This window comes from Streptomyces sp. NPDC054770, assembly GCF_053611985.1.
The window spans coordinates 22,610-46,900 of sequence record NZ_JBSHBL010000007.1; the positions used below are offsets into that span (position 1 = coordinate 22,610).

The window sequence follows — 24,291 nt, forward strand, 5'->3', positions numbered from 1 at the left end:
CCCCACAAGGAGATCGCACACCATGAGCATCGTTGTCACCGGAGCCACCGGACACCTCGGCCGTCACGTCGTGACGCAGCTGCTGGAGAAGGTCCCGGCCGAGCAGATCACCGCCGTCGTGCGCGACGAGGCCAAGGCCGCCGACTTCGCCGCCGAGGGCGTGAAGATCGCCGTCGCGGACTACAACACCCCCGAGACCTTCGACGGCCTCTTCGCCGCCGGCGACAAGGTGCTGCTGATCTCCGGCAACGAGTTCGACAAGGGCCGCCCCGCGCAGCACAAGGTCGTCATCGACGCCGCCAAGGCGGCCGGCGTGGCCCTGCTGGCGTACACCAGCGCCCCGGGCAGCCTGCACGCCTCGCTGGTGGACGACCACCGCGCCACCGAGGAAGCGCTGCTCGCCTCCGGCCTGCCCTACACCCTGCTGCGCAACGGCTGGTACCACGAGAACTACACCGAGAACCTCGCCCCGGTGCTGGCGCACGACGCCGTCGTCGCTGCGGCCGGCGAGGGCCGGGTCTCCTCGGCCTCCCGCGCCGACTACGCGGCCGCCGCGGTCGCCGTGCTGACCGGCGAGGGCCACGAGAACCGGACGTACGAGCTGGGCGGCGACGTCGCCTGGAGCTTCGCCGAGTACGCGGCCGAGCTCGCACGGCAGACCGGCAAGGAGATCGCCTACAACTCCGTGCCCGGCGAGGTGCTCCAGGGCATCCTGACGGGTGCCGGTGTGCCGGAGATGTTCGCCGCGATCCTCGTCGACGTCGACGCGTCGATCGCCAAGGGCGAGCTGGTCGTCGACTCCGGCGACCTCTCCCGCCTGGCCGGCCGCCCGACCTCCCCGATCTCCGAGGCGATCGCCGCCGCGCTCAAGTAAGCCCCGGTCAGCCCCGGTAAGCCCCCCCCTGGGGAACCTTCCAGGAGACGGTGACCCCGGTCTGTCACGACCGTATGCCGATACGGCCATGACAGACCGGGGTGCCCGGCGCTACCTTCGTCCCGGCGGTGTGCTGAAGCTGGGCGTGAGGAGGGCCGGTGGCCGACATATCGAAGGGTGAGCGACGGACAGGACTGGTGAACGGCTTCGCGGCCTACGGGATGTGGGGGCTGGTCCCCCTGTTCTGGCCGCTGCTGAAGCCCGCCGGGTCGGTGGAGATCCTGGCCCACCGCATGGTGTGGTCCCTCCTCTTCGTCGCCGTCGCACTCGTCTTCGTACGGCGCTGGGCCTGGGCCGGCGAGCTGCTGCGGCAGCCGCGCCGACTGGCCCTGGTGGCGGTCGCCGCCGCCGTGATCACCGTCAACTGGGGCGTCTACATCTGGGCCGTGAACGCCGGGCACGTGGTCGAGGCCTCCCTCGGCTACTTCATCAACCCCCTCGTCACCATCGCCATGGGCGTGCTGCTGCTGAAGGAACGGCTGCGGCCCGCGCAGTGGGCGGCGGTGGGCGTCGGCTTCACGGCCGTCGTCGTGCTGACCGTCGGCTACGGGCAGCCGCCGTGGATCTCCCTCGTCCTCGCGTTCTCCTTCGCCACGTACGGATTCGTCAAGAAGAAGGTCAACCTCGGCGGCGTCGAGTCACTCGCGGCCGAGACGGCGATCCAGTTCCTGCCCGCGCTCGGCTACCTGCTCTGGCTGTCCGGACACGGCGAGTCCAGCTTCGCCGACCACGGCGCCGGGCACGCGGCCCTGCTGGCCTCCACCGGCATCGTCACCGCCGTCCCACTGGTCTGCTTCGGCGCCGCCGCGATCCGCGTCCCGCTCTCCACGCTCGGCCTGCTGCAGTACCTGGCGCCGGTCTTCCAGTTCCTCTGCGGCATCCTCTACTTCCACGAGGCCATGCCCGCCGAGCGCTGGGCCGGCTTCGCCCTGGTCTGGCTCGCCCTCGCCCTGCTCACCTGGGACGCGCTGCGCACCGCCCGCCGGGGCGCACGGGCGCTCGCGGCGGCGCCCGTACCACGGCCGGCAGCCCCGGTCACGGAGACTCCCGCAAGCCAGGTGTGAGTGTCGGAGCCGTCGGCTATAAGTGGGCGACATGACGCAGACGCCCGCACCCCTGCACTGGAAGCTCGCCGTCGACGCCCGCGATCCGCACGCGCAGGCCGACTTCTGGGCCGCCGCGCTGCACTACGTGGCCGAGGACAACAGCGCGCTCGTCGAACAGCTCCTGGCGCTGGACGCGCTGCCCGGCGCGGCCGCCCTGGAGTACCACGGCCGTGCCGCCTTCCGTGACCTGATCGCCGTGCGGCACCCGGACGACCCGTACGACGAGCAGCGCGGGACGGGGCTGGGGCGGCGGGTGCTGTTCCAGCGAGTGCCGGAAACCAAGTCGGGCAAGAACCGGCTCCACATCGACCTGCACGCCGGGGACGGGAAGCGGGCGGACGAGGTGGCTCGCCTGGAGGCGCTGGGCGCGACCGTGGTGCGGCATGTCTCCGAGCCCTCCGGGGCGTGGACCGTCATGGCCGATCCGGAGGGCAACGAGTTCTGCGTGCTGTGACGACGGCGCCGAGGCGTGACGGCGCTCAGGCGTTCTGGGCGGCTCGGCGGGCGCGGTCCGTGAGGCGGGCCATCCGGACGCGAGCCGACTCCAGTTCCTCGATGTCGTCGGCCGCCGGGCCGTCCTCGGCGGTGAGCTGCGTCCACAGGTCGATCAGCTCGCGGCCGAGGCTCAGCCCGTGCTCGGGGTCGCGTACCGCGCGCCAGGCGGTCGCCGCGCTCCGCACGTTCCCGTACGCCGCCTCGCCGTCCCGTGCGAGCCGGCGCTGCCGGGCCAGGTCGAGGGAGAGGTGGAAGGCCCGCTCCGGGTCGCCCGCCAGGTAGGAGATGTACGCGGTCAGCTCGCCCAGGTGCAGCACCTCGGTGTGGTCGCCGCCGAGGACCGCGGCGGCCTCGGCGACGGTGCGCTCCGCGAGCTCGGCCGCGGCTTCGATACGGCCCGTCCGGACGGCGTCGTTGATCCGCGCCACCGGCTCGGTGAGCAGCGCGGCCCCTTCCGCCGTCAGGGTCACGGGCTCGTCCCCGAGCACCTCCTCGGCAACGGCGTCGAAACCACGGGCGGGGGTGGGGGTGGACCGGAGGTCGGGGTCCCGGCCGGCCGACGGCTCTTCGGGGGCGAGGACGACAACGGGGACGGGGGCGGGGGCAGGTGCGGGGGCGGTGGCGGTGGCGGTGGCGGTGGCGGTGGCGGGGGCCTTCTCAGGGGCCGGGGCAGGCGCCGGGACGGGTGTCGGGGCAGAGGTCGTGGCAGGGGTGCTCATCACGGGCGGCGGGCCGAAGACGCCGGTGGGCGGCTGGACGGTGCCCGGCGCGGGCGGCAGCGGCGGGTCCGGCAGTACGGGCGGTGCCGGCGGGGCGGGGTGTTCCTTCGGCTCGGCGGGCGCTGCGGCCAGCCGTACCGGGTCGCCGGTGAAGCTGCTGGAGCCGTCCAGGTTCACCTGGAGGGGGACGACGTAGCCGATGCGGGTGTCGTGGACGGTGGCGAGGACCGGGCGGCCGGTGGCCCGGGCGAGGCGCTGGAGGTGGTTGAGGACCGCCTGCTGGGGTTCCTCACCGGGGCCGGGGAGCAGCGGTACGCCGTCCACCGACGCGGTCGCGTCCGTCACCCGGACGTCGACCGGTGCCAGACGCTCCTCCTGCTGGACTTCCCGCTTCTCCTCGCGGCTGAGTCGGGACATCGGCCCTCATTCCCCCGGCGTCACCGTCCGGTCGTACTCCGGTCGTCCTCGTGCGTACGGTCCAGTCTCGCCGCTCGGCACGGCTCCCACGTCACCGCGACGTCACAGCCTCGCACCAGGAACCGCTAGGCGGTGATGTCCCTCGTCGTGAACCGCGCCCAGGCCGCCGATCCGAACACCGCCGTGTACAGGGCCTGCAACTCAAGGTTCTTGACCAGGTCGTCCCAGTAGACGGGGTCGCGCATCAGGTCGGCGAAGGACAGCCAGTAGTGGGAGAAGAAGTACGGCTGGAGCGTGTGCAGCTGGGGGATCTGGTCGAGGATCTGGACGGTGATGAGCAGGCCCACGGTGGTCGCCATCGCCGCGATGCCGCTGTTGGTCAGCGTGGACACGAACAGGCCGAGGGCGGCGATGCCGGCCAGGGACACGGCGACCACCAGGGCGATCAGCAGGGCGCGGCCCAAGCCGTCGGCGAAGGATATCCGGGTGCCGGATATCGTCGTCAGGTCGCCGAGCGGGAAGAGGATCGCGCCGACGGCGAGCGCGGAGGCGGCCACCACCAGGGTCGCGACCAGGCAGAAGGCCATCGTCGTGGCGTACTTGGCGAGCAGGAGGCGGGTCCGGCCCGCCGGGGCGACCAGCAGATAGCGCAGGGTGCCCGCGTCAGCCTCGCCCGCGACCGCGTCCCCGGCGACCACCCCGACGGCCATCGGCAGGAAGAACGGGAGGGTCGCGGCCAGCGCCGTGAACACCAGGAACAGTCCGTTGTTGGTGACCTGGGCGATGAACGCCGGGCCCTCGCCGCCGCCGCGGCCGACCTGCCCGCCGCCCCGGGTCTCGATCCTGACGGACACACCGACGAGGATCGGCACCGCCGCCAGTACGCCCAGCAGGGCGAGGGTGCGCCAGCGCCGGAACGTGGTGAGGAGTTCGCTGCGCAGCAGGCCGAGGCTCCACAGCGGGTTCGGCCGTACGGCCGCCGTGTCGACGACGGCCAGGTCAGCCTGCGACATCGAAGCCCTCCCCGGTCAGTGCCACGAACGCGTCCTCCAGCGAGGCCCGTTCCACGGTGAAGCCGCGGACCCGGACGCCCGCCGTGACGAGCGCCGCGTTCACCTCGGCGAGGTCGCGCTCGGGCGGCTCGCCGGTCACCCGGTCCTCGGCGGCGACGACGTCCGCGACGCCCTGTTCCTTGAGCACCCGGGCCGCCTCCCCGGGGTCCGGGGTGCTCACCACGAGCCGGCCGCGGGCCCCGGCCACCAGGTCGGCCACCGCGCCCTGGGCGATCAGCCGGCCCTGCGCCATCACGGCCGCATGGGTGCAGACCTGCTCGATCTCGTCGAGGAGGTGGGAGGAGAGGAACACGGTCGTGCCGTCCCCCGCCAGTTCCCGCACCAGGGCGCGGATCTCCCGCATGCCCTGCGGGTCGAGGCCGTTGGTCGGCTCGTCCAGGACCAGCAGCCTGCGGGGCTGGAGCAGCGCGGCGGCCAGCCCCAGGCGCTGCTTCATCCCCAGGGAGTAGGCCTTGGCCTTCTTCGCCGCGGCGGCGCCGAGACCCACCCGGTCCAGTGCGGCCTCGACACGGGCGCGCCGGGTGCGGGGGTCGGCGGCCGGGTCGGCGGCGTCGTACCGCAGGAGGTTGTCGCGGCCGGAGAGGAAGCCGTACAGCGCGGGGCCCTCGATGAGGGCCCCGACCTGGGGCAGTACCACGCGGGAGGCTCGCGGCATCGGGTGGCCCAGGACCCGGGCCGTGCCCGAGGTGGGCTCGATCAGGCCCATCAGCATGCGGATGGTGGTGGTCTTGCCGGAGCCGTTGGGGCCGAGGAAGCCGAAGACGCTGCCCGCCGGGACGGTCAGGTCGAGACCGTCCACGGCGAGCTGTCCGCCGCGGTAGCGCTTGGTGAGGCCGCGGGTGTCGATGACACTCGCGGCCGCCGGAACGTCGCCCGCCGGGTCCCCGGGATCCCCCGAGTCCTCCGGGTCCCCCGCGCTCTCCGGCTCCCGCTCCCGCTCCGTGGCGGACGGTCGGTCCATCAGCTCCCTCTGTTCGTCATGCAGCGTCGTCCGGCATCGTCCGGCATCGTCCGGCAAAGGGTGCTCACCGCACCCGTGCCACCCCGGACTAGCCCGCGTTCGCCGCCTTCACCAGCGCCGCCTTGTCCACGGCGCCGACGTACACCTTGCCGTTGTCCGTGATCAGGGCGTTGATCAGCCGGGTGGAGAAGACGGTGCCCTTGCCGAACTTGCCGGAGACGGGGTCGCCGAGCGAGCTCAGGAAGCCGCCCAGGTCGCCGCCTCCGGAGGCGGAGCCGGTGGGCAGTCCGCCCTTGCTGCCGGTGTCGAGGACGGCTATCGAGTTCCAGCCCTTGCCGAGGACGTCGACGCCGGACTTGTCGAGGCCCTTGGCGGAGCCGTGGCCGGGCGTCTCGGAGGCCTTGCCGCCCTGGTCCGTCCGGTCGCCCGCCCCGGTCCTGCCGGCCTTGCCCGCCTTGTCGCCCTCGGTGACCTTGGCGCCCTTGGGCGGGGTGAAGTCGAAGGTGGAGGCGGCCGGCTTCGCGAAGCTGACCTGGGTGTAGCCCGCGTCGACCACGGCCGCGCCGCCGCTCGACGGGGTGAGCGTGAACTTCAGCGGCGTACCGGTCTTGGCGTCCACCGCGATGCTGATCGCGCCGACCGTCGTACCGGATTGCTTGGGCTTGATGACGAGCCGGTAGGCGTCCCGGCCGGCCACCTGGACGGTGCCGTCGACCGTCACCGACGTGGTGTCGTCGACCGACTTGAGGGCTTCTTCGGCGAAGTCCTTGGGCGTGGCCGGGGTTTCGTGCTGCTCGGCCTTGCCGGAGTCGGCGACGGTGGAGTGGTAGACCTCGTTGGACTTGCTGTCGTAGCCCCACACGTTGGTGCCGTTGTGGATGAGGCTGTACTCGGCGCCGCTCTCCAGCACCGACACCTTCTGCTTCTCGGGGCCGTCGACGGCCACCCGCAGGGTGTGCGTGCCGGAGGCCAGCTCGGTGAGCTTGCTCGACGGGTCGGCGGACGAGCCGTCGCCGCCGCGCTGCGTCGCCCCGGACATCAGGCTGCTCTCCAGCCCGCCGAGGTCGGGCAGGCCGAGGTCGGTGCTGACCTTCACGGTGCCGGACAGCTGCTGCACGTCCGACTTGGCGATCTTGTCGATGAGCTCCTGCGCGGTGATCTTCGGCAGGTTGGGGTCGCCGGAGTCGGCGAGTGCCGGGACCAGGCCGATGGTGGCCGCGGCCACGCCTACCACCGCGACCGGTACGACGTACCGTGCGGCCTTGCGCCGCCGCTCGGCGCGGACCTCGGCGCGCAGTTCGTCGTCGGCCTGCGCGGTCCCCGTGCTGTCGTCGGATTCGTACGGTGCCATGTGTGCCTTACCTCCGTCGTCGGCGGCGGCCGTCCTCGCACGTGTCCCACCCTGAGCCGCCATTCTCACCCGAAACGGTGAGTGGTGGTGATTTCCGTGGTTTCCATCTCACCAAATCCACCGCGGCTAAGCGTCAGCCCACGGAGCCAACTCCGCGTACACCTGCGGTATGACACAAGGGTGGAGGCGCCTTCCCCGACCCGTAGGGGTCGTGCGGCGAAGGCGCCTCCTGTCACGTGCCGTGTCCGGTCACTTCACGTGCCGTGTTCGCTGCCGTGTTCACTGCAGTGTCCGGTGCCGTTGGCTCCGTGCTGCACGAATCGCTCAGTGCTGCACGAACACGTAGTCCGCCCGGTAGGGGACGCCGACGACGGCACCCGGGGTGCAGGAGCCTGCCGGGGCGACGCCGCCGACCGTGTTGAGGCGCAGGATCTCGCCGGTGTGGGCGAGCAGCCCGTGCTTCTTGCCGGACCGGGTGGCCGTGAGGTCCAGCTCGGGGATGTTGCCGGCGCCGTTCGCCGTCTTCGTCAGGACGGTTCCGGTGACCGCGCTGCCGTCGGGTGCGACCCACTGCGGGGTGCCGGAGTTCGGTGCGACGAAGGAGTGGCGGATGCCGCCGCCGAGCTTGGCGCTGACGTCGCGCTGGGCGAAGGCGTAGCCGCCGCCGTCGGCGGGCTTGCACTGGTAGATCTGCTTGCCGGTGACGACGGAGGCCTGGAAGCCGCCGCCCGAGAGGTCGGAGACGGTGGTGACGGCGTGCAGCTGGCCGCGGAGGGCTCCGCCGGGGAACTGGGCGGTGTGCAGGTTGGCGTAGAAGGCGCCGGGGTCGGTGGTGAGCTGCTTGAGCAGGGCCTTGTCGGTGACTTTGACGCTGCCGGTGACGCTGTGGGCCCTGGCCTTCTTCAGCAGCTTCCCGAAGTCGATCCGGACGCCGCCGTTCGTTCCCTTGGCGCCCTGGTGGATGTGCAGGTCGGTGGGCCTGCCGGTACCGCGCCAGGTCACGGCGACGGTCACCTTGTCCCCCTTGACCTGGATGAACTCCAGCGCGGCGCCGTCCTTGTCGCCGACGGCGGGCCCACCGGCGACGGGCACCTCGTTGGCACCGCGCAGACTGGCGGCCAGGACGACGGAGTCAGTGGAAGCGGTGGAGCCGTGGCCGGCGGCGACGGCGGAGCTGTGGCTGGTGGCGGCGGATGCCGGGACGGCGGCACCGCCGAGAGCGGTGACGGTGACGGTGATGGCAGCGGCGACGAGGCTCTTGCGGCGTGTTGCGTCGATGACCATGATTCCGTTTTCTCCCCCTGTGTCAGCCGACGCCCCCTGCGTCGGCTTCTGGGGAGGAGTACGGAACACGTCCTGGATTGGACTCAGTCCAATAAAGTGACCTGGGTCACATCGCAGCGGGCCCAACGGCTGCTACCCGGCCCGGTGCACCACCGCATCGCACAGCTCCATCAGCGCGTCCTTCGGGTCGCACTCCGGCAGCGGAGCCAGCGCGGCCCGCGCCTCCTCCGCGTACCGGACCGCATCCTTGCGGGCGAGGTCCAGCGCCGGGTGCGCCCGCAGCGCAGTCAGGGCCTCCGCGTGCCGCGCGTCGTCCGTGAGGTCGGAGTCCAGCAGCTCGCACAGGGCGATGTCCTCGGCCAGCCCCGACCGGGCCGCCAGCTCCCGCAGCCGCAGCACCGGGAGCGTGGGCACACCCTCCCGGAGGTCGGTTCCGGGAGTCTTCCCGGATTCGCGGGAGTCGGAGGCGATGTCCAGGACGTCATCGGCGAGCTGGAAGGCGACACCGAGCCGTTCGCCGTACTGGGTGAGGACGTCGACGACCGTCTCGTCGGCACCGGACAGCATCGCGCCGAAGCGGCAGGAGACGGCGACCAGCGAGCCGGTCTTGCCGCCGAGCACGTCGAGGTAGTGCTCGACCGGGTCACGGCCGTCCGACGGGCCCGCCGTCTCCAGGATCTGGCCGGTCACCAGCCGTTCGAAGGCGAGGGCCTGGACCCGGACCGCCTCGGGGCCCAGGTCGGCGAGGATCTGGGAGGCGCGGGCGAAGAGGAAGTCGCCGGTGAGGACGGCGAGCGAATTGCCCCAGCGGGTGTTGGCACTGTCGACGCCGCGCCGCACGGAGGCCTCGTCCATGACGTCGTCGTGGTACAGCGTGGCCAGATGGGTGAGTTCGACGACGACGGCCGACGGCACGACACCGGGCGCGTACGGGTCGCCGAACTGCGCGGCGAGCATCACCAGCAGCGGGCGGAACCGCTTGCCTCCGGCCCGTACGAGGTGCTGCGCGGCCTCCGTGATGAACGGGACCTCGCTCTTGGTGGCTTCTAGCAAGCCTTCCTCGACAGCCGTCAATCCGGCCTGGACATCGGCTTCCAGAGCCTGGTCCCGCACGCTCAGCCCGAACGGCCCGACGACGGTCACGAGGGGTCTCCTGTCTGCTGGTGTCTACTGGCGATTACGCGGTTTGTCGATAGGTCGCTGCCCTCACTCAAGTCAGCGTATCCGGTCAGGTTTCGATCACCGATAGCGCCCACGGTTACACCCCGGGCGCTATCAGATCACGACCGTTATGTTTTTGATCAGCCGATACGACCTGACATCTACTGACTTAACAGGAAGTGCGGACAGTTGTCCCGAACCTCGGCTCCGACCGTGTCCGGACGGCCGTCCGGCGGCGAGCCTCCCGGACGAACCTCCCGACTGACTACTGCCCGGAAACGGCCCCGCCTCTCCCGGCCGACGTCACCTGCCCGGGCGTACCCCCTCGGCCGCCCACCGAATCCGGCCGTGGCACCCGGTGCACGAACGGCGGCACCTCATACACAGGTGTACATCCTTCTTCCACCACGACCTCCGCGCCTCCTGACTTACACCCTCCGCGCCTCCTGACCCACCCCGCGGCCTTCCACGCCGGACCACGGGAGCATCGACACCCGAACCGCCCACGACCGCCGCCGCGGCCCGCTCCGCGGACGGCTGCCATGACAACGACGCGCACCACGGCGGAGGTTCCGCCTTCACGACGGACACGCACACCGGGAGATCCCGCCGTCCTGGCCGCCTTTCCCCCACCCCCCACGTGACGAGTTTCACGTGCGCACCCGGCAGCCCAACTTCCCGGCCACCCCCGGCCGGTGGCACGCGCGCGTAGCCGACGCTTCCGAAGTTGACGGGGGCCGCACCGGAGAGGCACCCGATCGAGCGAACAAGGCCGCCGCCGACAGACGTCCACCTCGCCACACCACCTCGACTTATCCGAAATTCACTATAATCCGACAATTCGGACTCATCATCGAAATGAAGACACCGGGACATTCCGTCGAACCAGGAAATAGAGGGATTCAACGAATCCCTCTTGTCTGATTTGCCGCTATTGCGGTTTCGTGAGGTAGGTCACGAAAGGCCAGGCGGGGCAGAGCCGGTAAGGCGACCCTTCCTTCCCTTTCCCTGCGGGCCAGTTGAGGGTTGGCAGCCGCAAAGGATCAAGTGCCTCATAGGCCTCACTCCAAGCTCAATCGGTGTGTTGTGCGCATCAGGTACTTGTTCCGGACATGTGCTCTCGCATACGTTCCGGCTCGCCGGGCGGACGCCGAATCCTGCCGCCGCCCGTCGTAACCCATCGACGAGTTCATTCGCACGGCAGGAGCGGGGGACCCAGGTAAGCCGCCGGACCGGGCGACCGACGTCACGGACAGACGTCGTTCCGGAACGGCTAGGGGTGAAGTCGCATCGCCTTCGGGCGGTACGACCGGGCACTCCCCGGGCCCGAACCCGACAGCTCACCTCGCAGGCGACGGAGAGGAACAACGCCATGCTTGTTGCCGCCCAGCACCGCACTCCCCGCCGTAACCGCATCATCCGCACGCTCGTCGTCGCCGGCACCGGCGCCGCCGTCCTTGCCCTCCCGCTCATCGGGGCGACCACCGCCTCCGCCGCCGGGTCCTCCACCTCGACCGCCTCGACGACCCTCGCCGGGTACCCGAACAACCTCGACGGCTGGATCCGCGAGTCGCTCGCGATCATGAGGGAGAAGAACATCCCGGGCAGCTACAACGGCATCTACCGCAACATCATGCGGGAGTCCTCCGGCAACCCGCGGGCCATCAACCTCTGGGACTCCAACGCGGCCAAGGGCATCCCGTCCAAGGGCCTGCTCCAGGTCATCGACCCGACGTTCAACGCCTACCACGTGGCCGGCACGTCGTTCGACATCTACGACCCGGTCGCGAACATCACCGCCGCCTGCAACTACGCCGCCGCGCGGTACGGCTCTATGGACAACGTCCACGGCGCGTACTGACCGACGCTCCGCGTCAGTTGAAGAGTCTTTCGAGGACGACGGCGATGCCGTCGTCCTCGTTCGACGCGGTGACCTCGTCGGCCCGCGCCTTCAGTTCGGGATGAGCGTTGGCCATGGCCACCCCGTAGGCCGCCCACTCGAACATCGGGATGTCGTTGGGCATGTCCCCGAAGGCGATGGCCTGTGCGGGGCGCAGCCCCAGATGGCCGGCGGCCAGCGCCAGGCCGGTCGCCTTGGTCACCCCGCACGGCTGGAGCTCGACGGTCCCCGGCCCCGACATGGTGACCGTCGCCAGCGACCCGACCACCGCGCGGGCGGTCGCCGCCAGTTCGTCGTCGGACAGGGTGTGGTGCCGCAGCAGCACCTTGCTGATGGGCGCGCACCACAGGTCGTCCCGCCGGGCGACGCGCAGCGCCGGCAGGGTGGGGTGGGGCATCAGGTAACCAGGCTCGATGAGCGTGAGCCCGTCAACGCCGTCCTGGTCGACCGCCGCGTACACCTGACCGACCTCGGCCTCGATCTTGCCGAGCGCGGTCTCCGCCAGCTCCCGGTCCAGGGTGACCGACCACAGCAGCCGGTCCGCGCCGGCGTCGTACACCTGCGCGCCCTGGCCGCAGACCGCGAGTCCCGTGCAGCCGAGGTCGTCGAGGAGCGGGCGCACTCTCGGTGCGGGACGGCCGGTGACCACGAGGTGCCGGGCACCGGCCCGGCCGGCCCGCGCGAGCGCGGCGAGCGACCGCTCCGAGAGGGTGTCGTCGGCACGCAGCAGCGTGCCGTCCAGGTCGGTGGCGATCAGTGAGTACGGGGAGGGTGCGACCATGATCAGAGAATACGGACAGCACGCCGCTGGGACTCACTGTGCGTTTCGGCCTCAAGTGACGCCCGCCTCCGCCGTGATGGGGCCGTTGTCAGTGGCGGGCGTTACGTTCTCGGTGAGTCGGTTTCGCTGATCTGACGGGGGCGCTGGTGATGGCTGACGGGCAGGGGGACTTCCGGGCATATCTGCTGGAGGCGGCGACCGGGGTGCTGGAGCGGTTCCCGCTGGAACTGCGGCCGGAGATCTACGCGCTGTCCTTCCGCATCTGGCGGGTCGACGACGACAACCGCAGACCCTTTGTGGCGATCGGCTACAACACGGAGATCCAGTACGAGGCCGAAAGACGCCCCGACGACCCGGGCGAGGCCCGCTGGAACTACGCGTGCTGGCTCCTCGACGGCTTCGAGACGCTCGGCAACTGCCCCGAGGACCCGGTCGGCGGTGCGCTGTACGTCGAGGAGGTCCGGCGGCTCGGAATCTGGTTCGACGGGGACGGCGACGCCGCCGAACTGGACGCCGCACGCGAGCTGTTGGCCCTGCACTTCGCCGACGCGTGTGTCCGGCTGGCCCGGGATCTGCACGACGGAGGCCGGATCGAGAAGGTCCTCGGGCGGCCGCTGCCGGTGGTGGTCTTCGACATGTACTGCCCGGGCTGGGAGGTCGAGGCCACGGAGGCGGCCAACCCGCCGGAGCTGATCGAGGAGTTCCTGGCCTGGCAGCGGGCGGCCGAGGAGGCGGCATAGCCTTCGGGGCCGGGTGACGATCCGGCCCCGGGGTGTCAGGCGTGGGCCGCCGCCAGGTGCCTGGCCAGGCGCGGTGAGGCGAACTCCGTGCCGCACACGAACCGCATCACCGGGCCGTACGACGCCGCCGCCGGGAGCCCCGTGAAGTACAGGCCGGGCACGGAGGAGACGTATCCGGCGCCGAGTCTCGGCGCGCCGCGGCTGACCGCGACCCGGGTGCGCAGTTCGGGGCCGAGGAAGTCCATCGCGGCGATGTCCACGCGGTAGCCGGTGGCGGCTATGACGTGGTCGGCGGTGAGGCGGTCGGTGCCGCCGTCGTGGCTGCGGACGGTGAGGACCGGGGCGCCGTCGGAGGTGTCGGCGCCGGTCACGGCGGCGACCTCACGGACCTGGACCTTGCCCTCGAAGCGGTCGCGCAGCCACCAGGCGCCGAGCGGACCGAGCACCCGGCGGACCAGGTAGTGGCGGGTCTGTGCCGGGAGGTAGCGGTAGGGGTGCGGGTAGTAGCTGAGCGCCCACAGTGACCAGGCCCGGCCGAACGGCGACTCGGGGCGCAGCTTCGGCTGGTCCCAGGGCGGGGCCCCGAAGGCGACCCTGCCGCGGCCTCGCGAGACCACCCGGACCTGGGCGCCCGCCTCGGCGGCGAGGGCCGCCGTCTCCAGCGCGGACTGCCCGGCACCGACGACGATCAGGTCCGTGCCGGAGAACCGGGTCAGGTCGTGGTGCTGGGAGCTGTGCGAGACCGGCCCCGCCGGTCCGTCCGCGCCCGCCCTGGCGAGCTCGGCGGGCAGGCGGGCCAGCCCGGACAGGCCGGTGGCGACGACGACCGCGCGGGCCGTGAACGACTCCCCCGAGTCCAGCTTCAGTTCGAAGCCCGCCGAGCCGTCCGCCTTGTGCCGGTCCGCCTTGTGCCGGTCCACGGAGACCACCCGCACCCGCTCCAGCTCGGGCACCAGTTTCTGCTGGAACCACTCGCCGTAGCCGATGAAGGTCTCCACCGGGATGATGTCCTCGTCGGTCACCAGCCGGCGGATGCCCGCCGCGTCGCAGTAGTCGGCGAGGGTGTGCCCGTGCTGCGGGCAGTCCAGGTCGGAGGCGGCCGGGGTGGACTTCAGGATCATCCCGGCCGGCATGTGGTCGCGCCAGCTGACCATGGGGTCGCCGAAGACCCGGACGGGGATGCCGCGCGCCCGCAGGTGGGCGGCCGTGGACAGGCCGAAGGGCCCGGCGCCGATGACTGCTACCGGTTCGATCACGAAGTCCCTCCCCAGGAACGTGGCGTGCTGCCTACTTCGTGGCGGGGCCGGAGCCGCGGCGGTTGGTGCGCCACAGCTGGTAGAGGTGCTTCGCGCCCGGACGCACGAAGCGGGCGAGCATCGTGACGAACGGCAGCGGGTCGTCACCCGCGAGCCAGGCCAGCTCGGTGCCGCTCGGCCGCTTCGGTGCGTGCGGCGTCGTGTAGCCGCTGCGCCGGTAGGCGAGGAGGGCGGGCAGGTCGATGTTCTCCACGACGTACCGGTGGCCGGCGCGCTGCTCCCCCTCCGGGACGCGGCGCCCGGTCAGGTCCAGATGCATGGCGCGGACGACGTCCACCCCCGACTCGCTCTCGAAGAGCCGGAACTGGGCGCCCATGCGCGGGTTGAAGTCGAGCAGCTTGTACTGCCCGTCGCGCCGGTCGAAGCGCAGGTCGAGATCGATGATGCCGGTGAAGCCGATCTGTTTGATGAAACGGGCGGCGAGGTCGGCGAGTTCCGGGTTGTCGACGACGTACGCGTTCGCGGTCATGCCGGCGTGCGGCGGCCAGGAGCGGACCTTGACGCCGGTGAACAGAGCGCGCGGATTGGAGTCGGCGTCGAAGTAGGCGTGCACGATCCAGTCCTCGGCCTCCTCCCTCGGGAGGTACTCCTGGAGGATGACACCCGGATGGGTGCCCCAGTCACGGGCGAGGGTGAGCAGTCCCTCCCGGGTGGCGATCCGCGTCGTCCCGTTGACGGCGGGCTGCTTGCGCCGGACGAACGCCTCACGGTTCTTGGCCACGATCGGGAAGCGGGCCTTCTCCGCGAAGTCGACGATCTCGTCGTACGAGTCCGGGAAGGCGGCCGCCGGGCTCGGGATGCCGTGTTCCACGCACAGTTCGTGCAGGCCCTGCTTGCTCGCCAGCCGGCGCGGCAGTTCCGGTTCCACCCGCGGGAAGAGGAAACGGTCGCCGAGCGCGTCCTGGTGCTCGGCGATCAGGACGGCGGCCTCCTCGTCGGTGGGGATCAGCACGGTCGGCCGGCCGATACGGCTGCCGATGCGCAGCAGTCCCTCGACGAGACGGTCCGGTTCCTCGGCGCCCGTCGTCGGCCACACGAACGCCCGTCTGAGATAACGGGAGGAGGCCGCCGGCGTATAGGCGTCCTCCGTGATCGCGTACATGGGAACGCCCAGGCGGCCCAGACTGCGAATCGCGCCGACCCCGCCGTGATGCAGCGGATAGTCGCCGAACTTGACGATCAGGCCCGGCACGTCGCGGTCCGCCTCGAACGGCACGCTGACGGCATTCCTGGCCACGGGTCCCCCCACGTGTCCCCCTCTACGGACCGGATCCACCCCGTCCGTGTCCCCCAAAGGACGCTAAGCCGGAATTGCCCCCTCCGACAAGGGCTATTAGGACATTGCGAACTCTTTAGACACTGCCACGACAGCCAACTCACCCGTAACGTGTGGCGCGACCACATGGAACGCCGTGCAACGCCATAGTGACGTCGCCACATGGGCGGCCCCCGCGCGGCACGGATGAGACGGATGAGAGCGAGGCAGCCACCCCATGCCCCCCTTCACCCCCTTCGAGGTCCCCGAGGGCGATCCCTTCGGCCCGCACAACCTTCCGTATGGCGTGTTCTCGACCTCCGGAAGCACGGAACGGAGGGTCGGCGTCCGCCTCGGCGACCACGTCCTCGACGCCGGTGCCGCGGCCCTCGCCCTCGGCTCCCCGTACGCCTCTCTGCTCGCCCGCCCGGCCCTCAACCCGCTGCTGGCTGCCGGCCGCACCGCCTGGTCGGACGTACGGCGCGCCCTGACCGCCTGGGTGACCGTGCCCGCGCACCGCGAGACACTCGCCCCCCTCCTGCATCCGCTGCCCGAGGTGACCCTGCACCTCCCCTTCGAGGTCGCCGACTACGTCGACTTCTACGCCTCCGAGAACCACGCCCGCAACGCGGGCCGTATCTTCCGCCCCGACGCCGCCGAACCGCTCACCCCCAACTGGAAGCACCTGCCGATCGGTTACCACGGCCGCGCGGGCACGGTCGTGGTGTCCGGGACGGACGTCGTACGCCCCTCGGGGCAGCGGAAGGCGCCGTCGGACCCGGCACCGGAGTTCGGCCCGTCGGTGCGGCTGGACATCGAGGCCGAGGTCGGCTTCGTCGTCGGCACGCCGTCGCAGCAGGGCAGGCCGGTGGCGCTGGGCGACTTCAGGGAGCACGTGTTCGGCCTGTGTCTGCTGAACGACTGGTCGGCGCGGGACATCCAGGCCTGGGAGTACGTCCCGCTCGGCCCGTTCCTCGGCAAGTCGTTCGCCACCTCGGTCTCGGCGTGGATCACCCCGCTGGACGCGCTGGAGGAGGCCCGGGTCGCCCCGCCGAGCCGGACGCACCCGCTGCTGCCGTACCTCGACGACGCCGCGGAGGAACCCGCCGGTTACGACCTGCGGATCTCGATCGCGATCAACGGGCACACGGTGTCCGAGCCGCCGTTCTCCACCATGTACTGGACCGCCGCGCAGCAACTCGCCCACCTGACGGTCAACGGCGCCTCACTGCGCACCGGCGACCTGTACGGCTCGGGCACGGTGAGCGGCGCGGAACCCGGGGAACGCGGGTCGCTGCTGGAGCTGACGTGGAACGGACGCGATCCGCTCGAACTCCCGGACGGAAAGCGGACGTACCTGGAGGACGGCGACGTGGTGACGCTGTCGGCATGGGCTCCGGGGCCGGGCGGCACCCGGCTGGGGCTCGGCGAGGTCCGCGGGCGGATCGTGGCGGGGTGAGGGCGGCGGCCGGCGCGGCCCGACTCGCCCGGCGGGCGGGGACTTCGTGACACGGGCGCGGGCGGTGGGACCCGTCGGCGAGGTGACACCGGAGGCGGCAGGGCAGGCGGCGCGGGAGCAGGGACGACCCGCGCGCCACCGGTCCGGGAAGCCGGACGCCCGGATCGTCGCCGACACCTGACTCGGGGCACCCGGCACCGTCATACTGACGGGACACGCACCATGCGATGCGCCCGCACGCGCACCATGCGAGGCGTCGGCGCACGCACATCGTGACGCGCCGGCGCACGCGCCATGCCACGCGACGGCGTATCACCCCGCACCACCCGCGCTCATCTCCGATCAGGAAACGGAGCCCCGGCATGACCGTCTGCCTGCTCCTGCTGACCGCCGTCGCCCTGACGGCCGCCGTACCCGCGCCGCGCGCCCTGGTGCGGTCCCTGTGGCCGGAGCGGGAACCGGTGGTCGCGCTGTGGGTGTGGCAGTGCCTGGTCGCCACCGTACTGATGTGCTGCCTGACCGCGCTGACACTGGGCGCGGCGGCCGTCTTCCACACCGTGCGCGACCGGGTGTTCGCGCCGGCGCCACCGGCGGTCACCGCCGCGTACGACCTCTCCGTCGCGCCCGTGTGGGCGGTCGCCCTCACGATGCTGCTGGCGTGCGGGGCCGCGTGGACGACGGCGATGCTCGCCCGCGAACTCGTCGAGGCACGGCGGCGGCGCGACCAGACCCGCGCGCACCTGCGCGAGCGGGCACCCGAACTGCCGGCGGGACTGCCCGCGGCACGCGGACCGATGCTGGTGCTTGAAGACGAGTACCCGGACGCCTGGTGGATGCCGGGCCATCCACCACAGCTGGTCGTGACGACGGGGGCACTGCACCGCCTCACCGACCACCAGCTCGACGCCGTACTCACCCACGAACGGGGCCACGCCCGCGCCCACCACGACTGGCTGCTCCACCTGTCCAGCGCCCTGGCCACGGGCTTTCCGCGTGTGCCGCTCTTCTCCCACTTCTGCGACCAGACCCACCGGCTCGTCGAACTCGCCGCCGACGACACGGCGTCCCGCCGCTGCGGCCACCTCACCACCGCGCTGGCCCTGATCGAACTGAACCAGCACCGCGGGGTCCTGTCCTGCGCGTCGAGCCGCCGACTGCTGGGCGAACGGGTCGACCGCCTGCTGGAACCGCCACCACGGCTGCTGCGCCACCAGCGGGCCCTCACGACGACGGTGGCCGCCCTGGTGCCCCTGCTGCCGCTCCTGATCACGTTCGCACCGGGGCTGACGGCACTCAGCTAGGGCGCTTCGGCTAGGACGCTTCGGCCTGATGAGCCGGATGAGTACGACCTCCGAGCACCCCGCCGAGCAGCTGACACCCCGGCACAGTCGTTGCGCTCAACGCCGTGAGGCGGCCTCGGTACACATGGCGGCCGGTCAATGGTCGCTCACATGGCCGACAGCACTCCGCCCACGGCAGAGCATCGAACGACTGAACGGATTCCCGGGTTGGCGTCGACTTGGCCGACGGACTCAGGAGGCGCCGTCGCGTACGGCGGTCGCAGCCAGGGTGGTGTAGCTCATCGTGAAGCGTCCTCCCAGGGAGTCGATGGCGCTACCGACCGCATCCAGCACCTCGGCCAGTTGATCGGGGCGGAGCTGGGTGAGGGCGCCGGTGGTGGGCAGCAGATCCAGCCATTGGTCGCGCGTGTAGGACAGCTCCCAGTCGAATCGCCACTGTTCGGGATCCTTGAACCGCGCGGTCTCCCGGATCTTGTCGGCGAACTTCGCGTATGCCGCCTGGTAGAGGTCGAGCGGGCGTCGGGCCGGTTGGCCGTTGAACGGGGAGTCGGGCGCCGCCCGCCGGAAGGCAGCCGCGAACGCTTCGGCCACCTCGGTCGGCGGCTCGTACACGTGCCCGAAGATCGCCAGCCGTCCCTCCGGACGCAGCACATGTGCCGCCTTCATGGCGCCGGCGACCGGATCCACCCAGTGCCAGGACTGGGCGGCTATGACCGCGTCGAATGTCCGGCCGACCGGCCGCCAGGCTTCGAAGGTCGCCACCTCGACCTGCAGGCCACGGGCGCGCGCGTAGTCGGCCATCCGCGCATCGGGCTCGATACCGAGCACGGTGCAGCCGACGGCCTGGAACTGGCGGGCCGCGATGCCGGTACCGCAGCCGACGTCGAGTACGTCAGATCCGGGGCTTCCGGCGAGGATCCGCCTCACCAGCGTATCGGGGTAGCCGGGCCGGGCCCGGTCGTAGCGTTGGACGTCCGCGCCGAACGACTCCGCTATTTGCCGGGCCTTATGCGGTTCCGCCGGGGAAGGTTCTGGTTGCTCTCGCGGTAAGGTGGGCATGCGCCCACCTTAGTGGGCGCATGCCCACTCGACAACGGATGCCAGCAGTTGATGCACGAAAGGACCTGCGAGTGCCGACTGGGGTGCACCTTCACGACGCCCGGCAGCAGCTGTTCGACGCTGCCGAACGCGTGCTTCTGCGGGACGGGCCGAACGGACTGACCAGCCGGGCCGTCACCGACGAGGCGGGCTGCGCCAAAGGCGTCCTGCACCGGCACTTCTCCGACTTCGACGCCTTCCTCACCGACCTCGTGCTCGACCGGGCCGCGCAGCTCGAGATACAGGCGAGTGCGCTGCGCGAGTCCGCCGGCACCGGCACCGTGGCCGACAACCTCACCAGCGCGCTGACCACCCTGTTCGGACCGATTCCGGTGGCAATCATCCCGCTCATCACCTTCCGGGACGAGCTGCGCGCACGGCTGCGGCAAGCCAGGCCCGGAGGCGGCATCGCGATCCTCGCCCAGGCCACAACGGCGGTCTCCGCCTATCTGGCCGACGAGCGTGAACTGGGCCGCATCGCGGCCGACGCCGACATCGACTCACTCACCCTCTCCCTGGTCGGTGGCGGGCATCTCCTGTTCGCAGACCGCGACCCCGGCCCGCCGACCACGGCAGCCGTCAACAAGCTCGTGACAGCGGTCATCGCCGACGCCGTGCAGCGACGACCGGCCTAGAGACCCCTGCGTGTCGACAGGCGATCGTGCGTCGACACTCGGGACGACCGGCTGTACTGCTGGGGTGCTGGAGCACGCCCCGCAGGGACCGCCACACTGGTGGCAGATCTTCCGCACGTCGCCGCAAAAGCCCAGCTCAACGGCGTACCGGAGAGACCCTCAAGTGGCGCAACATTTCCGCAACACCCCATTCCCTACCCCATCGGTATGGTTCCAGCCATGCCAGCCGCCGACCGCATCCGAGACCACTCCGGTCAGGGCGCCGCGACCACGGTCGCCGCCCACCGGACGCGTCGCCGCCTGCGTGCGGACCAGGCCCGGCAGCTCGCCGACCTCCTGCGTCACCAAATCCTCACCGGCGCCTTCCCGGGCGGCGGCCTCCCACACGAATCCACCCTCGCCGACGACTACCGCGCCACGCGCAACACCGTCCGCCAGGCCCTGGACCTGCTGCGGGCGGAGGGGCTGGTGGACCGGCTGCCTGGCGTGGGCACCGTGGTCGTCGCCCGCAAGTACCCGCACGGGCTCGACCGCCTGATGGGCCTCGCGGAAACCCTCCGCGAACACGGCCAGGTCACCAACGAGGTCCGCACCATGGGCCCCGCCCCGGCACCCACTCCCGTCGCCGAACGCCTCCGCGTCCCACCCGGCTCCGACGTCCTCTACATCGAACGCCTGCGCCGTCTGAACGGCCTCCCCCTCTCCCTCGACCTCACCTACATCCCCCTCGACATCGGCACCGCCCTCCTCGGCGCCGACCTGGAGAACAACGACGTCTTCAGGCTCCTGGAGTCGATCACCGGACAGCCCCTGGGCCACGCCGAGATCACCCTGGAGGCGGTGAACGCGGACGCACACTCCGCCGCCGTACTCCAGGCCCCGCGCGGAGCGGCCGTCCTGATGCTGGAACGGCTCACCCACCTCGCCGACGGCCGCCCCGTCGACCTGGAGTTCATCCGCTTTCGCGGCGACCGCATCACCATGAGCGGTCTCCTTCACCGCACCCTCTGACCCCCGCCTGACCCGTTTCCTGGAGACAGCCATGCCCTTGGCGCCCCAGCGGGCCGACGTGCCCGTGACCATCGACGAGTCGAAGTGCATCGACGGCTGCACCCTCTGCGTGGACATGTGCCCGCTGGACTCCCTCGCCATCGACGAGAGCAACGGCAAGGCCTACATGCACGTCGACGAGTGCTGGTACTGCGGCCCGTGTGCGGCCCGCTGTCCCACCGGAGCCGTCACGGTCAACATGCCCTATCTGCTCCGGTGAGAGGCCCAGAACTCCCATGAAGCGAAAAACGATCGCCGCATCCGCAGCCCTCCTCCTGCTGCCGCTCTCCGCATGCGGCGGCAGCGCCCAGGCCGGCGACGGCAACACGGTCACCATCACCGTCGGCTACCAGTCCAAGACCATCAACACCGTCACGGCAGGCACCCTGCTGCGCTCCCTCGGCTACTTCGAGCAGCAGCTCAACGCCCTCCACAACGGCCACACCTACAAGGTCGACTGGCAGGACTACGCCACGGGCGCCCCGATCACCGCCCAGATGACCGCCGGGAAGATCGACATCGGTTCGATGGGCGACTTCCCGCTGCTGCTCAACGCGGCCCGCGGCAAACAGCTCGGCCAGCCGACCCACCTGGTCTCCGTCACCGGCTACAACCTCCGCGGCGGCCTCAACACCGTGGTCACCGCGCCCGGCTCCAAACTGACGTCCTTGGCGGACCTGAAGGGCAAGAAGGTCTCGACGAGCATCGGGTCCGCCGCCGACGGCACCCTCGTCCGCGCCTTGCAGCGCGCCGGGATCGACCCGGACAAGGGCATCTCCAAACTCAACCAGCAGCCCGCGGTGGGAGCTTCGGCCCTGTCGGCGGGCAGCGTGGACGCGCTGTCGCAGTTCGTGGCCTGGCCGGGCCTGCTCGCCTACCAGGGCAAGGCGAAGGCGCTATACGACGGCGCGCAGCTGAACCTTCCCACCTTCCACGGCGTCACAGCCCGCGAGGACTTCGCCAAGCAGCGGCCCGCCGTCCTGGAGGCCTTCCTCAAGGCACAGGCGGAGGCAACCGACTACCTGAACGCCCATCCCGTGACCGCCGCCGAGAAGGTCGCCAAGGCCACCGGCCTGCCCGCGGAGGTCGTCTACCTCTACAACGGCGCCCACGGCATCGCCACCTTCGACCCGGCCGTCAAGCCCGCGCTGGTCTCCGCGCTGAAGCAGGACGTCTCGGTCCTCAAGGCCGCCAAACTGACCGGTGACGTCGACGTGGACTCGTTCGTCGACGACCAGTACGTGAAGAAGGCCCTGGGCAGCTCCGACTACGCCAAGCGGCTCACCGCCGCGCCGCCTGCGTCGGCGAGCGAGGTGTGGCCGAAGGGAACCGAGAAGACGACGAGCTTCGACTCCCCCAAGGAGCTACTGGCCTACGTCGCCAGGCACACCGGTGACATTCGCGCCGCCTACGTCCCCGACGCCACTACCCACACCCTCTGGTTCGCCGACAAGTCGGTGTGGGTGGCCGACGGTGAGCAGTTGCTGCCGTTCGTGACGCAGGCGACCGCGCAGGCGTACGTCGACGCGCACGGCGGCGCGCAGGTCGTCAGTTATGCCGACGCGCTGCGGCGGGCGTCGTGAGCCGGTATGTCCTGCGGGTGGCGTCGCTGGCCGCCGCCCTGGGGCTGTGGCAGTTGCTGACCAGCCTGAAGGTCGACCTGTGGCTGCGTTTCTCGCAGTTCCCGACGGTCACCGACATCGCCCGCGCCTTCGCCGACCGGGTCTCCGGCGGCGACTACTGGACGGACCTCACCGACAGCCTCACCCGCATCCTGACCGGTTTCGCACTGGCGGCCGTGCTGGGTGTGGCCACGGGCGTGCTCGTGGCCCGCTCGCGTCTCGCGGAGGATCTGCTCGGCCCCGTCCTGGAGGTGCTCCGTCCGATCCCGGCGATCGCCCTCGTGCCCGTCGCGATCCTGCTGTTCCCCTCCAACGAGCAGGGCATCGTCTTCATCACCTGCACCGCCGCCTTCTTCCCGGTGATGGTCTCCACCCGGCACTCGGTGCGCGCCCTCACCCCCGTGTGGGAGGAGGTGGTGCGCACGATGGGCGGCGGCCGGTGGCGGATCCTCGGTTCGGTCGTGCTGCCGGGTGCGTTGCCGGGCATCTTCGGCGGGCTGTCGGTCGGTATCGGTGTGTCGTGGATCTGTGTGATCTCCGCCGAGATGATCTCCGGCCAGTACGGCGTCGGATACCGCACCTGGCAGGACTACACGATCGTCAACTACCCGGGGGTGTTCGTGGGGATGGTGACGATCGGTGTGCTCGGCTGGATCACCTCCACGGCCGTGGAACTGCTCGGCCGGTGGCTGACCCGCTGGCTGCCCCGCACGTCGTACGTGCCCGGCGGTCGGCCCCGCACCGCGGTGGCCACCGTCGCCGCCGCTCCGGTCGCAGTGCAGGCCGACGGCGAGTCCCAGCAGCAGTCCGAGGCCCAGCAGCAGGGCCGCAGCGGTACCGGCCAGGAGGCGCGCGATGAGCACTTCGTCTGAGGTCGCCGCACCGGAGGCCGCACGCGGGGCCCGGCTGACGCTCGGTGCGGCCGTGGTCGGCCGTCCGGACGCCCCGGTGCTGCACGATGTGGCGCTGGATGTCCGGTCCGGGGAGATCCTCACCGTGGTCGGACCGTCGGGGTGCGGCAAGTCGACGTTGCTGCGGACGTTCGCGGGGCTGCTGTCCCCGCTGGCCGGAACGGTGTCGCAGGACGGCACGGTGTTGACCGGGCCGTCGGCCGACCGGGCGCTGGTCTTCCAGGAGGACGCGCTGCTGCCCTGGCGCACGCTGCGCGGCAATGTCGAACTGCCGCTCGCCATCAAGGGTGTCGCCCGGTCCGAGCGCCGTGCCCAGGCGGAGTCATGGCTGGGCCGGGTCGGACTGGCCGCGCAGGCCGGGCAGTTGCCGCACCGGGTGTCCGGCGGGCAGCGCCAGCGGGCGCAGTTGGCGCGGGCGCTGGCCGGCTCGCCGCGTGCCGTGCTCATGGACGAGCCGTTCGGAGCGCTGGACGCCCAGACCCGTTCCGGCATGCAGGACCTGCTGGTCGAGGTGCTGGCCGGCACGGGTGCGACCGTCGTCTTCGTCACCCATGACGTGGACGAGGCACTCTTCCTCGGTGACCGGGTGGCCCTGCTCGCCGCCGGCCGGGTGGCCTCGGTGCGTGATGTTCCGCGTCCGCGTGAGCGTGGCGCCCTCGACGACCCGGCCCGTGTGGCCCTGCGCCGTACCGTCCTCTCCTCGCTCGGCATCTGAAAGGCAT

At 71.2% G+C, this 24,291-nt stretch carries 23 protein-coding genes and 1 riboswitch; of the genes, 13 read left to right on the top strand and 10 right to left on the bottom strand.

All coding sequences use genetic code 11. The features are described 5' to 3' along the window. Window positions 1-22: 22 nt before the first annotated feature. From ACWGKQ_RS09085 to ACWGKQ_RS09095, 3 genes are all read left to right on the top strand, one after another. Window positions 23-874, top strand: coding sequence for an SDR family oxidoreductase (locus ACWGKQ_RS09085; RefSeq protein WP_453291228.1), 852 nt, complete (start codon window positions 23-25; stop codon window positions 872-874). A 158-nt stretch (window positions 875-1,032) separates the two neighbouring features. Then, entirely contained in the window at window positions 1,033-1,998 is a 966-nt protein-coding gene (gene rarD / locus ACWGKQ_RS09090; protein WP_453291229.1) for an EamA family transporter RarD, read from the top strand. Window positions 1,999-2,029: 31 nt separating this feature from the next. After that, complete coding sequence (locus ACWGKQ_RS09095; protein ID WP_453291230.1) at window positions 2,030-2,494, top strand: VOC family protein; 465 nt, start codon at window positions 2,030-2,032, stop codon at window positions 2,492-2,494. Between the two features lie 25 nt (window positions 2,495-2,519). Here ACWGKQ_RS09095 and ACWGKQ_RS09100 read toward each other — a convergent pair whose 3' ends face one another. The 6 genes from ACWGKQ_RS09100 to ACWGKQ_RS09125 all read right to left on the bottom strand — a co-directional run bounded on the left by ACWGKQ_RS09100 (window position 2,520) and on the right by ACWGKQ_RS09125 (window position 9,483). Then, a complete protein-coding gene (locus ACWGKQ_RS09100; RefSeq protein WP_453291231.1) occupies window positions 2,520-3,671 on the bottom strand; it encodes a tetratricopeptide repeat protein in 1,152 nt (383 codons plus the stop codon). A gap of 125 nt (window positions 3,672-3,796) precedes the next feature. Beyond that, window positions 3,797-4,684 carry an ABC transporter permease gene (locus ACWGKQ_RS09105; RefSeq protein ID WP_453291232.1) on the bottom strand — a complete coding sequence of 296 codons (888 nt, stop codon included), beginning with the start codon at window positions 4,682-4,684 and terminating at the stop codon, window positions 3,797-3,799. Beyond that, a complete protein-coding gene (locus tag ACWGKQ_RS09110) occupies window positions 4,671-5,705 on the bottom strand; it encodes an ATP-binding cassette domain-containing protein (protein ID WP_453291233.1) in 1,035 nt (344 codons plus the stop codon). The genes ACWGKQ_RS09105 and ACWGKQ_RS09110 overlap by 14 nt, the downstream gene beginning before the upstream one ends. 88 nt (window positions 5,706-5,793) lie before the next feature. Next, on the bottom strand, window positions 5,794-7,056 hold the full coding sequence (locus ACWGKQ_RS09115; protein ID WP_453291234.1) for a LolA family protein: 1,263 nt from the start codon (window positions 7,054-7,056) through the stop codon (window positions 5,794-5,796). Window positions 7,057-7,380: 324 nt separating this feature from the next. Further along, a complete protein-coding gene (locus ACWGKQ_RS09120) occupies window positions 7,381-8,340 on the bottom strand; it encodes a CHRD domain-containing protein (protein ID WP_453291235.1) in 960 nt (319 codons plus the stop codon). 132 nt (window positions 8,341-8,472) lie between these two features. After that, on the bottom strand, window positions 8,473-9,483 hold the full coding sequence (locus tag ACWGKQ_RS09125) for a polyprenyl synthetase family protein (protein ID WP_453291236.1): 1,011 nt from the start codon (window positions 9,481-9,483) through the stop codon (window positions 8,473-8,475). Window positions 9,484-10,672: 1,189 nt separating this feature from the next. Further along, a riboswitch (cyclic di-AMP (ydaO/yuaA leader) is annotated at window positions 10,673-10,870 on the top strand. A 3-nt stretch (window positions 10,871-10,873) separates the two neighbouring features. Here ACWGKQ_RS09125 and ACWGKQ_RS09130 point away from each other — a divergent pair. Beyond that, window positions 10,874-11,362: a transglycosylase SLT domain-containing protein gene (locus tag ACWGKQ_RS09130; RefSeq protein WP_453291237.1), complete on the top strand. Its 489-nt coding sequence runs from the start codon at window positions 10,874-10,876 to the stop codon at window positions 11,360-11,362. A gap of 13 nt (window positions 11,363-11,375) precedes the next feature. On the opposite strand, the gene ACWGKQ_RS09135 is transcribed toward ACWGKQ_RS09130, so the two are convergent. Then, complete coding sequence (locus tag ACWGKQ_RS09135) at window positions 11,376-12,182, bottom strand: HAD family hydrolase (protein WP_453291238.1); 807 nt, start codon at window positions 12,180-12,182, stop codon at window positions 11,376-11,378. A gap of 149 nt (window positions 12,183-12,331) precedes the next feature. On the opposite strand from ACWGKQ_RS09135, the gene ACWGKQ_RS09140 reads away from it, so the two are divergent. Then, window positions 12,332-12,922: a hypothetical protein gene (locus tag ACWGKQ_RS09140; protein WP_453291239.1), complete on the top strand. Its 591-nt coding sequence runs from the start codon at window positions 12,332-12,334 to the stop codon at window positions 12,920-12,922. Window positions 12,923-12,957: 35 nt separating this feature from the next. Here ACWGKQ_RS09140 and ACWGKQ_RS09145 read toward each other — a convergent pair whose 3' ends face one another. Together ACWGKQ_RS09145 and ACWGKQ_RS09150 are read right to left on the bottom strand one after the other, a co-directional pair. Continuing rightward, window positions 12,958-14,178, bottom strand: a complete 1,221-nt coding sequence (locus tag ACWGKQ_RS09145) for an FAD-dependent oxidoreductase (RefSeq protein ID WP_453291240.1) — start codon at window positions 14,176-14,178, stop codon at window positions 12,958-12,960. Between the two features lie 31 nt (window positions 14,179-14,209). Further along, entirely contained in the window at window positions 14,210-15,454 is a 1,245-nt protein-coding gene (locus ACWGKQ_RS09150; protein WP_453291389.1) for a carboxylate--amine ligase, read from the bottom strand. A gap of 277 nt (window positions 15,455-15,731) precedes the next feature. On the opposite strand from ACWGKQ_RS09150, the gene fahA reads away from it, so the two are divergent. Then, complete coding sequence (gene fahA, locus ACWGKQ_RS09155) at window positions 15,732-16,952, top strand: fumarylacetoacetase (RefSeq protein ID WP_453291241.1); 1,221 nt, start codon at window positions 15,732-15,734, stop codon at window positions 16,950-16,952. A 362-nt stretch (window positions 16,953-17,314) separates the two neighbouring features. After that, window positions 17,315-18,253, top strand: a complete 939-nt coding sequence (locus tag ACWGKQ_RS09160; RefSeq protein ID WP_453291242.1) for a M56 family metallopeptidase — start codon at window positions 17,315-17,317, stop codon at window positions 18,251-18,253. A gap of 231 nt (window positions 18,254-18,484) precedes the next feature. On the opposite strand, the gene ACWGKQ_RS09165 is transcribed toward ACWGKQ_RS09160, so the two are convergent. Next, a complete protein-coding gene (locus ACWGKQ_RS09165) occupies window positions 18,485-19,312 on the bottom strand; it encodes a class I SAM-dependent methyltransferase (RefSeq protein WP_453291243.1) in 828 nt (275 codons plus the stop codon). A 71-nt stretch (window positions 19,313-19,383) separates the two neighbouring features. Here ACWGKQ_RS09165 and ACWGKQ_RS09170 point away from each other — a divergent pair, with 71 nt between their 5' ends. From ACWGKQ_RS09170 to ACWGKQ_RS09195, 6 genes are all read left to right on the top strand, one after another. Further along, complete coding sequence (locus ACWGKQ_RS09170) at window positions 19,384-19,986, top strand: TetR/AcrR family transcriptional regulator (RefSeq protein WP_453291244.1); 603 nt, start codon at window positions 19,384-19,386, stop codon at window positions 19,984-19,986. A gap of 219 nt (window positions 19,987-20,205) precedes the next feature. Continuing rightward, on the top strand, window positions 20,206-20,997 hold the full coding sequence (locus tag ACWGKQ_RS09175) for a GntR family transcriptional regulator (RefSeq protein WP_453291245.1): 792 nt from the start codon (window positions 20,206-20,208) through the stop codon (window positions 20,995-20,997). A 31-nt stretch (window positions 20,998-21,028) separates the two neighbouring features. Next, a complete protein-coding gene (locus tag ACWGKQ_RS09180; RefSeq protein WP_010986276.1) occupies window positions 21,029-21,256 on the top strand; it encodes a 4Fe-4S dicluster domain-containing protein in 228 nt (75 codons plus the stop codon). Between the two features lie 16 nt (window positions 21,257-21,272). Next, window positions 21,273-22,619 (top strand): ABC transporter substrate-binding protein, encoded by a 1,347-nt coding sequence (locus tag ACWGKQ_RS09185; RefSeq protein WP_453291246.1) that lies wholly within the window; start codon window positions 21,273-21,275, stop codon window positions 22,617-22,619. Further along, entirely contained in the window at window positions 22,616-23,530 is a 915-nt protein-coding gene (locus tag ACWGKQ_RS09190; protein ID WP_453291247.1) for an ABC transporter permease, read from the top strand. The genes ACWGKQ_RS09185 and ACWGKQ_RS09190 overlap by 4 nt, the downstream gene beginning before the upstream one ends. Then, on the top strand, window positions 23,514-24,284 hold the full coding sequence (locus ACWGKQ_RS09195) for an ABC transporter ATP-binding protein (RefSeq protein WP_453291248.1): 771 nt from the start codon (window positions 23,514-23,516) through the stop codon (window positions 24,282-24,284). The genes ACWGKQ_RS09190 and ACWGKQ_RS09195 overlap by 17 nt, the downstream gene beginning before the upstream one ends. The last annotated feature ends 7 nt before the right edge of the window (window positions 24,285-24,291 follow it).